17 protein-coding genes are annotated in these 8,628 nt (G+C 68.2%); all 17 read right to left on the bottom strand.

Annotated features, from left to right (window positions below; translation table 11 throughout):
- Positions 1-20: 20 nt before the first annotated feature.
- The gene (locus KAE78_RS11980; protein WP_223170987.1) at positions 21-761 is read right to left on the bottom strand and encodes a hypothetical protein; all 741 of its coding nucleotides are present in this window, start codon (positions 759-761) and stop codon (positions 21-23) included.
- Positions 758-1,033 carry a hypothetical protein gene (locus KAE78_RS11975; protein WP_223170986.1) on the bottom strand — a complete coding sequence of 92 codons (276 nt, stop codon included), beginning with the start codon at positions 1,031-1,033 and terminating at the stop codon, positions 758-760. The genes KAE78_RS11980 and KAE78_RS11975 overlap by 4 nt, the downstream gene beginning before the upstream one ends.
- A complete protein-coding gene (locus KAE78_RS11970; protein WP_223170985.1) occupies positions 1,026-1,574 on the bottom strand; it encodes a hypothetical protein in 549 nt (182 codons plus the stop codon). Before KAE78_RS11970 ends, KAE78_RS11975 begins: the two co-directional genes overlap by 8 nt.
- Positions 1,529-1,834: a hypothetical protein gene (locus KAE78_RS11965; RefSeq protein WP_223170984.1), complete on the bottom strand. Its 306-nt coding sequence runs from the start codon at positions 1,832-1,834 to the stop codon at positions 1,529-1,531. The genes KAE78_RS11970 and KAE78_RS11965 overlap by 46 nt, the downstream gene beginning before the upstream one ends.
- Positions 1,768-1,995: a beta/gamma crystallin family protein gene (locus KAE78_RS11960; RefSeq protein ID WP_223170983.1), complete on the bottom strand. Its 228-nt coding sequence runs from the start codon at positions 1,993-1,995 to the stop codon at positions 1,768-1,770. Before KAE78_RS11960 ends, KAE78_RS11965 begins: the two co-directional genes overlap by 67 nt.
- Positions 1,988-2,185, bottom strand: coding sequence for a hypothetical protein (locus KAE78_RS11955; RefSeq protein WP_223170982.1), 198 nt, complete (start codon positions 2,183-2,185; stop codon positions 1,988-1,990). The genes KAE78_RS11960 and KAE78_RS11955 overlap by 8 nt, the downstream gene beginning before the upstream one ends.
- The gene (locus KAE78_RS11950; RefSeq protein WP_223170981.1) at positions 2,178-2,411 is read right to left on the bottom strand and encodes a hypothetical protein; all 234 of its coding nucleotides are present in this window, start codon (positions 2,409-2,411) and stop codon (positions 2,178-2,180) included. The genes KAE78_RS11955 and KAE78_RS11950 overlap by 8 nt, the downstream gene beginning before the upstream one ends.
- Positions 2,412-2,482: 71 nt before the next feature.
- Positions 2,483-3,070, bottom strand: a complete 588-nt coding sequence (locus KAE78_RS11945; protein WP_223170980.1) for a hypothetical protein — start codon at positions 3,068-3,070, stop codon at positions 2,483-2,485.
- 242 nt (positions 3,071-3,312) lie between these two features.
- Positions 3,313-4,257 (bottom strand): histone-like nucleoid-structuring protein Lsr2, encoded by a 945-nt coding sequence (locus KAE78_RS11940; RefSeq protein ID WP_223170979.1) that lies wholly within the window; start codon positions 4,255-4,257, stop codon positions 3,313-3,315.
- Between the two features lie 259 nt (positions 4,258-4,516).
- Positions 4,517-6,298 carry a ParB/RepB/Spo0J family partition protein gene (locus tag KAE78_RS11935; protein ID WP_223170978.1) on the bottom strand — a complete coding sequence of 594 codons (1,782 nt, stop codon included), beginning with the start codon at positions 6,296-6,298 and terminating at the stop codon, positions 4,517-4,519.
- A gap of 11 nt (positions 6,299-6,309) precedes the next feature.
- Positions 6,310-6,564 carry a DUF3263 domain-containing protein gene (locus KAE78_RS11930; protein ID WP_223170977.1) on the bottom strand — a complete coding sequence of 85 codons (255 nt, stop codon included), beginning with the start codon at positions 6,562-6,564 and terminating at the stop codon, positions 6,310-6,312.
- On the bottom strand, positions 6,561-6,752 hold the full coding sequence (locus KAE78_RS11925) for a hypothetical protein (RefSeq protein ID WP_223170976.1): 192 nt from the start codon (positions 6,750-6,752) through the stop codon (positions 6,561-6,563). Before KAE78_RS11925 ends, KAE78_RS11930 begins: the two co-directional genes overlap by 4 nt.
- On the bottom strand, positions 6,749-7,018 hold the full coding sequence (locus tag KAE78_RS11920) for a hypothetical protein (protein ID WP_223170975.1): 270 nt from the start codon (positions 7,016-7,018) through the stop codon (positions 6,749-6,751). Before KAE78_RS11920 ends, KAE78_RS11925 begins: the two co-directional genes overlap by 4 nt.
- Complete coding sequence (locus KAE78_RS11915; protein ID WP_223170974.1) at positions 7,015-7,464, bottom strand: hypothetical protein; 450 nt, start codon at positions 7,462-7,464, stop codon at positions 7,015-7,017. Before KAE78_RS11915 ends, KAE78_RS11920 begins: the two co-directional genes overlap by 4 nt.
- Before the next feature lie 11 nt (positions 7,465-7,475).
- The gene (locus KAE78_RS11910) at positions 7,476-7,796 is read right to left on the bottom strand and encodes a hypothetical protein (protein WP_223170973.1); all 321 of its coding nucleotides are present in this window, start codon (positions 7,794-7,796) and stop codon (positions 7,476-7,478) included.
- The gene (locus KAE78_RS11905; protein ID WP_223170972.1) at positions 7,789-8,232 is read right to left on the bottom strand and encodes a hypothetical protein; all 444 of its coding nucleotides are present in this window, start codon (positions 8,230-8,232) and stop codon (positions 7,789-7,791) included. Before KAE78_RS11905 ends, KAE78_RS11910 begins: the two co-directional genes overlap by 8 nt.
- Positions 8,232-8,483 carry a hypothetical protein gene (locus KAE78_RS11900; RefSeq protein ID WP_223170971.1) on the bottom strand — a complete coding sequence of 84 codons (252 nt, stop codon included), beginning with the start codon at positions 8,481-8,483 and terminating at the stop codon, positions 8,232-8,234. The genes KAE78_RS11905 and KAE78_RS11900 overlap by 1 nt, the downstream gene beginning before the upstream one ends.
- Between the last annotated feature and the right edge of the window lie 145 nt (positions 8,484-8,628).

The following is an 8,628-nucleotide window of genomic DNA, read 5'->3' as shown; positions in this document are numbered from 1 at the left end:
GCGTAACCTGCTGGGGTAGGTCAGGTGTTAACGTCGAACGCCCCGGGCGTCTGCCTCGGGGCGTCTGGCGATAGAAACACTTCTACCGCGCGTCGAAACTGTAACACGAAAATGCGTCGGCCTGCGGCGAGCGCGGTTTGTCTCGGCGTGTCACTGGATGCCGATGAGCATTCCGTCGGCGGCGTCTGAGACGGCGCCGGAGCCGGGGAACAGGTCGTGGAGCTCGTCGGTGGAGGGATCGTAGCCGAGGGCGTCGAGTACCCAGCGTGTCCATTCGGGTGGCTTCGATCCAACGAAGCTTCCACGGCCACCGCGTGCTGATGGGCATTGGCGGTGAGGACGTTGGAGACTCGTGCGCCGGCGCGGGTGCGTCGTTCCTCGGGGATGTAGACGATCACGGGCTCCCATCGCTCGATGAGGCGCCCGCCTCCGGGCATCGCGGTGGGCCGGTGCCAGGCCATGATCTGCGAGTTGACGGGCAGCGGGTGGTAGGCGCCGAGACCGTCTGGTGTGGTGGCGATGGCCCAGCCGTCGAAGTGCTCCACCAGGTGCAGGAGCAGGGCGCGGTGTTCGGCTATGTCGTCCCATTTGCTCGCTTCTGGGTGGAGGTCGGCGCGTGGTGCATCGGTTCTTGAGCGCGTGCCGTCGCCGTACCAGCGGGTCGCGCGGGATCGGGCGGTGACTCTGGAGCGGCCGTCTACGAGGTCGAACCGCTCGCGGAACAGTGGCGGGTAGGGCGGGTCGGCGATCGCGATCTTCACGGCTGTCGCCGCCCGTCGCGCAGGTCGATCGATCCCAGACCGGTCTGGTCGATCGACACGCTCACGAGCCGCGCCTCGTGGATCTGCCTCCCGTCCTCGACATCTACGGGGAAGGCCTGCGCGGTTCGAGCGCCCTCAGTGATCTCGAACGTCAGCCCTTCGCCGCCGCCGTCGAGCACCTTCCGCACGGCGTCATTGCGAGAGCGCGCGGTCACTCGGTAGACCTGGACGCCCTTCATCGTGCGGTACACCTCGTACTCCTGGTCAGGCATCGCGTCTCCCAACCTCGACATCAGCCGGGGCAGTGATCTCTTCGTGCCACCGGTCGAAAGCACGAAGAGCGTCCCCGGCGCTCATGCCCTCCTGTGTCACCATGTAGAACTCGTAGGCCGCTCGCACCTTGCGAGTCATGCCTCGCGTGAATCCGTCAGCCATTGCTCTGTCTCCCGTCCTCGACATCAGCCTTGATCTCGCGGGGTCGGGGTGCCCCGACTCTGTCTCCCACTGGTAGTTGTCGATGTCGCTTGACAGGATGTGTGCGGCCTGTTGCGGCGTTGACCAGGACGCGGACGACCCGAATCCGATCTCTTCGTCATCCCGATAGATCGTGTACTCGATGCGATAGTCAGCCATTGCTCTGCCTCCAGTCCTCGTGGTTGGTGGTGTTGGTGTCGCCCCGGCCATCGCAACTTCGGTCTTCTGCACCGCGCGCGCGATCGACACGACGATCGGTAGCGGCATCGCCAGGGCGTCCCGGCGCTTTGGCTTCACCGCCGCGCGCAGGCCAGCCCCGTGCGGGACGAGGAGCCCCACCCGTCGGGCAGGTCGTCGTGCACGATCGTCTTGTCGGCGACGACGAGCCAGAAGTAGTGGCAGTAGCGTGCCCACGCCTCGGCCTTCTCCGGGTCACGTAGCTCGGTCAGCCAGTCCGCGCGGGACACCTTGACCTCGAAGCCGTGCACCGACTGCCGCTCGCCCCACTTCCGGTCGAGCTTCTCGCTCTCTGTCAGGTCATGGTGCGCGGTCGCCCACGTGTCCAGCACGATCGCATCCGCGATGCGGTCCCGCCCCATGCACCCGGTGTCGTCGCGACCTTCTCCGCGATGACGTACTGCCGGCCACGGTAGGAGCCGTTCTGGTAGGTGCGGCCGTAGCGGGCACGCAGGCGGTCCAGCATCGTGCGCTCGGTCTCCTGGCGTGCGCGTGGCAACTCCAGGCCGGGAAGCTCAGCCATCGGTCTGCCCTCCCTCGGTGCGCACAGCATCGGCCATGTCGAAGATCTCGTGGGCCAGTGCACGCGCCTCCAACCAGACCTCCTCACGCACTCCCCGGGGCATGGAATCGCTCGCGCCCCAGTGCTGCATGATCCGTTTCGCGGCCTTCTTGATCGCCTTCTCGCGTGGTGTCCACTCGCGGTCACCCATCGCCGCCTCCCTCAGTGCGGATGGACTCGGCGCGGGCGCGGAGCCAGTCACCCGCGTACTGCGCTGCGGAGAGGCGATCTGCGGCCCGCTCGGCCTTCCGGGGCGTATTCGCCCACTCGCCCTGCGTCCAGGCATTCGCCGCATCCTCCAGCGTCCGTGCCGCAACCTCCCGGTCACGCTCCCGATCATGCGCGGCGAGCCAGGCGTCGAACTGCTCAGCCAGCACACTCCGCTCCGGGTACGTGTAATGCTCAATCCATGTGCTACGGACCTCATCCGTCGTCGGAGTGTGTTCGCTCATTCCGTGTCCTCTCGTTCGGTGTGGCTGGTGGTGACGCCGGGCTGCTGCCAGACGTTGATGTCGGAGGGGTCTTGGGCGGCTTCGCGGAGGTCGAGGCGGATGTGTGTCCAGTCGTCCCCGGTGAGCGGCGTGGTGAGGTCACGGACGCGGGCAGGACGGCGCTGGGCCCACTTGAAGCGGTCCATGAGGTGGAGGAGCTCGCCGGACCAGCGGCGGTCGCAGTTGCGACAGAACGCTTCGAGTCCGTCGCCGGTGGTGTGGATCCAGCCGATCGCCGGCACCGGGATCCAGTCGCCGTCGACGAGGGCGAGGGCTGTGGTCTCGTCGCAGGAGGGGCAGCGGGCTTTGGGGATGTCTCCGGTGCGGGGCGGGTCGAAGAAGTCTCGGATGAGGTCGCGGATGCGGGTGACCTTGTGGAGGGTGAAGCGCAGCGCGTCCTGGTTCAGCCCGTGCGGTGCCGCGGCGTCGGCGGCCGCGAGCTCGCGGGACCAGGCGAGGAGGATCTGCTCGTGGCTGCCGGCGAGGGTGGGTCGCCCTCGAGGTCCTCGTGCAGCGCTTCGATGCGGCCGGTGACGTCTTCCCACAGGGTGAACGCTCCTGTGTCGATCGGGAGGCTGCGCCCGCTACCCGCCCGCTGCTGGTCGCGCCGGTCGACGGTGCGACGGCATCGCGCAGTTGTGTGATCAGCGCGGGACGGAGGATCTTCGACCGTGGCGTCGGCGCCGAGGCGATCGCGAGCTCGTCGACGATCCGGAGCACGTCCGCGACCTCGACCGGCTCGAGCTCGGATGCGGCGAGCGCGATGGGGTCGTGGTCGGGTTGGGGGTTAGCGCTTCCACCAGCGGCGTTCCTTTCGGGTGGGAGGGTTGGCGATGCGGGCTGCGGCGTCATCGGCTTTGGGGCGGGCTTCGCTGAGGGCTTCGGCGATGGCTCGGAGGTTCCGGCCGATGAGACGATCTTGTTCGCGTCGGGTGGCTTCGTCCCAGAGTCGGAGGACGAGGGTGAATGCGGCTTGTGTAGCCTCGAGGCGCTGTCGGAGGACGCCGAGTTCTTTGTCGAGGGCTTTGTTCTCGCGGCGGTGGTTGCGGAGGTCGGTGCGGCGGGTGTCTTCGCTGCGGGCGAGTTCTTGTTCGAGGCGGGTGGCGAGATCTCGGGCTCGGTCGCGTTCGTTGGTGAGGTTGACGGTCGCCCAGTCGGGGCGGCGGTGGCGCTCCTTGGGGACGGTGAGGACGTCTTGTAGCTGGGTGGGTGCGGGGTCGAGGAGGCCGTGTGCTTCCCAGTAGGCGTCGATGATGCGGCGTGGGATGGTGCCTTTCGCGGCGACTTCGTAGCCCTGGTCTCGTGCCCAGGTTCGGATGTCGGCGTTGCTGTGGGTCGCCGCGACCGGTAGCGGTGGTGCAGGGGTCTTCGGTCGGCGCGGTTGTAGGAGCTTCGACGGACCGGGTTTCGGCGGCGCCGGCCGTCGTTGTTCCTCGGCGACGTCGGGTGCTGGCTCGGGTGTCGGCTGAGGCTCGGGTTCGGGTTCCGGGTCGGTGGTCTCGTCCTCGAGGTCGGGTTCGACGTCGACCGTGCGGGCGCGCTCGGCCTTGGGCTTCGGCTTGGGGGTGTCGGTGGTGTCGTCGCCGAGGAGGCCGAGGGCGATCGCGATCTCGTGTGGAGTCTTCCCGTCGGCGGCGAGTTGGCGGTATCGGTAGTCGCCGGCGGCTTTCTGCTTCGCGGTCTTGCAGGAGAGGCCGTGTTCGATGCCGGAGGGCAGATCGCGCCGCGGCATCCGTCGTCGTAGCCGGCGGGGGTGCCGTGGGGTAGCCGTCTTCCCAGAGGTCTGCGCTGCTCATCGTGGTCATCCCCGATCAGGGTGGTGAGCAGGGTGTTGATCTGGACGCCGACCCAGACGATCGCGTAGCAGATGAGCGCCAGGAGGAGCACGCCGAGGGCGAAGAGGATCAGCTTGCCGACGCCTTCGAGTACTCGGTCTGCGAGGGAGCGTCGTCGGGGCTTGTCGGGCTTGGGTGCGTGGTGGACGGGAATGTTCATCGTTGCTCCTTGACGGGGTCGGGCAGGTTGTTGAGGGTGGTGCGCCAGATGATTCCTGGGGAGGCGTTGGAGGCCTCGAGGGTGACGTCCTGGTCGGTGATGGTGCGGATGATCCATCGGACGGCGCCGACGATGACGGTGTCGCCCTCGTGGTGGGTGGTCTGGTCGACGTGGAGGCGGGTACGGGGCTTGTAGGGGCCGCGGCGGCGGGTCATCGCTGCGCCCACAGGCTCAAGCAGACCAGGAGGACGCCGGCGGCGACGAGCACCAGGAGAATGACCTCGCCAACGGTGCTCACGCTGCGTCCTCCGTCTCGTCCTCGCCGCTCTGTTCGCTGGCGTTGATCTCGGCGTCCTCAGCGGCGTCTTCGGCGAGCGCGTCGGTGGCTGCTTGCTGGATCGCGGTGTCGTGTTCGGTGTGCTGGTAGCCCCAGGTGGTGAGGCGGTCGAGGTAGGCGATCGCGAGCCGGGGTGCGACTTCGGCGTCCCCGGGGGTTTCGGTGACGGTTTCGCAGATAGCGAGGGCGTTGGCGACGAGGGCGCGGAGGGGTGCGACTTTGCCGGCGGTGAGCATGTCGGTGAGGGCGGGGTCGGACCAGCGGGCCGGGGTGGTCTTGCCGGTGAGGATGTAGATGGCGATGTGGGTGCCGTAGCCGAGTTCGACGTCTTCTTGGAGGGCGATGCCGATGGTGGCGTCGGCGATGAGGTCGAAGATCCCTGGGTCTGGTTGAGGCGTCCCTTGATGAAGCCGCGGAGCCAGTCGCGGCGGGCGGTGGCGTTGGCTTCGTAGGCGAGGCGGAGCTGCTCCTGCTGCTCGCGGGCCTTGGCGCGTTCCTGCGCCTCGGCCTGCTCTTCGGGTGTGAGCTCGCGGACGGGACCCTCGGCGTCGGGGTGGTGGGTCTTCCAGTCGGTGCAGACGTAGCGGATGTCCATCGTGTCGGCGCTGTTGGCGTTGGTGATGATTGCGGCGTGGCCGGGGCAGGTCGTGTGGTCTGCGGGTTCGATGCTGAGGCGGTGGAGGCGGCGGCCTTGGCCCCATGGGACGGTGTCACCGTTGCCGTCCCACATGACGTTGTCGTAGCCGTGTTCGCCGACGATCTCGATGCTCTCGGTGCGGAGCTGCTCCTCGAGCTGGGTGCGCTTGATCTTCGCGGCGCGGCGGCGGCGGTAGTACTCGACGTCGGAGGCGAAGCGGGCGGGGTTGCTCAGGGCGACCTTGGAGAGATCCGCCTGGGCGGTGGGGTCGTCGTCGAACTCGGCGATGAGTGCGGCCTGCTCGAGGTCGACGCCGCCGGCGAGGCCGGCCCGGGCGACTTCGGATTCCATCGCGGTGAGCGCGGCCTTGACGCGCTCGGGCTTGTCGGCGACGGCGGCGGCGATGTCTTCGGGGCGGAGGCCGAACATGTGGAGGGCCTTGTAGCCGGCGGCCTGGTCTGCGGGGGTGAGGCCTTCGCGGCGCATGTTCTCGACGAGCTGCTGCTCGGTGCGCAGGGCGTCCTTGGCTTCGAACTCGTCGCGGACGAGGACCTGGATGCTGGGGAGCTTCGCGGCGATCGCGGCGCCGACTCGGCGGTGACCGATCACGACGATGTGCTTGTTCCGTACGGGATCGCGGTAGACCGTCGGCGGCTGGAGGATCCCGAACCGGCGCACGGAGGCGATGAGCTCGGCGTCCGGGGTGGCGTCGGAGCGGACTTGGTCGTCGACGCCGAGGGTGGCCGGGTCGATGTCGAGGAGGGTGACGGCGGTCAGGGTCGGGGTGGTGGTCTTGCGGGCCATGGTCGTGCCTTTCAGTGGAGTCGGGCTGCACGGTCGGCGACCTGGCGGTCGCGTTCCCGGCGCAGCCGGTTGGTGGTGACGGGGTCGTGTTGCAGGGCTTCGGTGGTGTCGATCGCCCGGTTCAGGAGTTGGAAGTAGCGGGCCGGCGTGATGCCGAGCTCGGCGCGGATGGTGAGGTCGACGGTCCCGTTGAACCTGCCGGCGTGCGTCGCGGCGAAGTCGATCAGCTGCGGCACGGTCGGACGCGGCGATCGCGGTTCGGTCATGATCGGGTTCCCTGTTTCGCGTAGCCGAGCCGTGCGAGGTCGGCTTCATGCGACTCGTCGTAGTGGGCCTGCATCCGGCGATTCGCGTCGTGCGCATCGTTGTCCCACACCACATGGCTGCACGTGCCGGCGAAGAAACAGTGGACGGCATAGGCGGGAATCAGCTGCGGCGAGCGCTGCTCGGTCATCGGGTGCCGCCGTTGAGTCCGCGGGCGATGGCGGCGAAGGCATCGTAGATGGCGGCGAAGGCATCGTAGATGGCTCGGAGGTTCCGGCCGAGCTGCTCCGCCGCGGCGATCGCGATGCGCTGCCGTTCGGCAGCTGCAGCCTCGATCGCGGCGCGTTCATCGGCCTCGACGTCGACGCCGATGCGGATCAGTGCCGCTCGGGCGTTGGCGTCGATCCGGGCTTGGATGCGGCGGCGTGCGGCCGCGATCTCGCCGTCGATGTTCATGTGAGCGCCTCGATGAGTGCGGTGGTGGTGGCGTCGAGTCGGCGGAGGCCGAGTCCGCCCTTGTACGGGAGCGGCTGGGCGAGGCGTCGCGGTGAGGCCAGGCACAGGTGCCAGGTGCCGGCTTGCGCCCACGCCTGATAGCGGTCTGGCGCGTTCGGGCAACAGACGAACTGGGCAGTTCCGTCGTGCTGATGCACGGCGTAGAGGTTCGCGACCGCGAGGATGTGGCCGAACATCTGCGGCATCCCGGTGAACAGCTCGGCCGCTTCGTCATTCCACTGCTCGCGTGCCCTGCGGACGAGCTCGGGGTGCGTTGCTGCGGCCTGGTCGAACCCTCGCCCGGCGTGAATGGCCACAGGCCCTCGGTAGTCGCCAGCGATGTTGCGCGTCCGATTCTCGACCGACTTGAAGCCCGCTGCGATCGCCCACGCCCATGGTTGCTTCACGGTGAGGATCCTCATGCGCTGAGCACTCGCTTGATCGCTTCGCGCATGCGGCGGGCCGTCGCGGGCTGGTCGTGCGGATCGAACTCGACGATCTCGTCGGCGATGCGGGCGAGGCGCTCGGGGATCTTCCGCCCGGGTGTGACGGCGATGATGACGGGCTTGTCGAGCATCGCCGACAGGCCGAGCTCGACGGCGAACTTGATGTCGGTGACTCCGGCGTCGTCGGGGACGATGCTGATCGTCGCGGCCGACTCGCGGATCTTCGGCAGCAGGTCGTCGATGGCGCGCTGTGCCCACTCTCGGGCGGCGGGGTCGTCGAACGGGTCAGCCATAGTGTGTCTCCTCGGGGAGTTGGGTGATGGTCAGGGTGAAACAGCGGTCGGTGACGATGCCGTGGATCTTGTCGACAGTGCGGATGACGGCGCGGGGCTTTTCCATGTAGGCGGGGCGGTCGTCGGGGACGATGCCGGCGGAGACGAGGGCGTCGAAGAGCGGTTTCTCGAGCTGGGCGAGGTTGTCGGGGTCGCGGACGTGGTTCGTGGTGACCCACCAGGTCAGCTGGGCGCGGATCCGGCCGAGGGGCGGGATGGCGGCGAGGTTCGCGAGCTGGTAGGCGTGGTTGCGGACCTGGGCGGTCTCGCGGGCGTGCCGGCGCCAGTTCCCGCGGGATCCGTTCATCGGCAGCGGGTTCGTCGGCCAGCTGAAGTGCAGGATCCACGTCGTGCGGGTCGGGTGGATGTGGCCGGAGATCTCGAGCTGGGAGCGCATCAGAACCTCCTCTGGCCGGTCGGGGTGCAGTCGAAGGCGTGCTCGCGGGCGATGTCCTCGGCGCGGATGAGCCAGGAGCCTCGGGAGACGAGGTCGCGGTCTCGGAGGGCGCGGATGACGTACCCGGTGGGGTCGAGTACTCGGGACGCGGAGCGGGCGAGGATCTCGTCGGCCAGGATCTGCAGCTGCTCGTCGTCGAACGTCGACGGGAGCGAGCGGCCGACCGCGGCGAACACGTCGGCCGGCTGCAACGGCTTGCCGTGGGTCGAGCTGAGCGTCCTCGGAGTAGGTGCGGGTGGATTCGTCCGGTCCCGGAGTTATCCACAGGCGCAGTGTCGTGATTGGTCTCAGGACTGGAGTTAATCTCTTGTTCTTCTGGTTCTTGTTCTTGGTGCG

Source organism: Microbacterium sp. NIBRBAC000506063 (assembly GCF_017968845.1).
In the GTDB taxonomy this organism is placed as follows: domain Bacteria; phylum Actinomycetota; class Actinomycetes; order Actinomycetales; family Microbacteriaceae; genus Microbacterium.
This window is presented reverse-complemented; position numbering and strand designations above follow the sequence as displayed.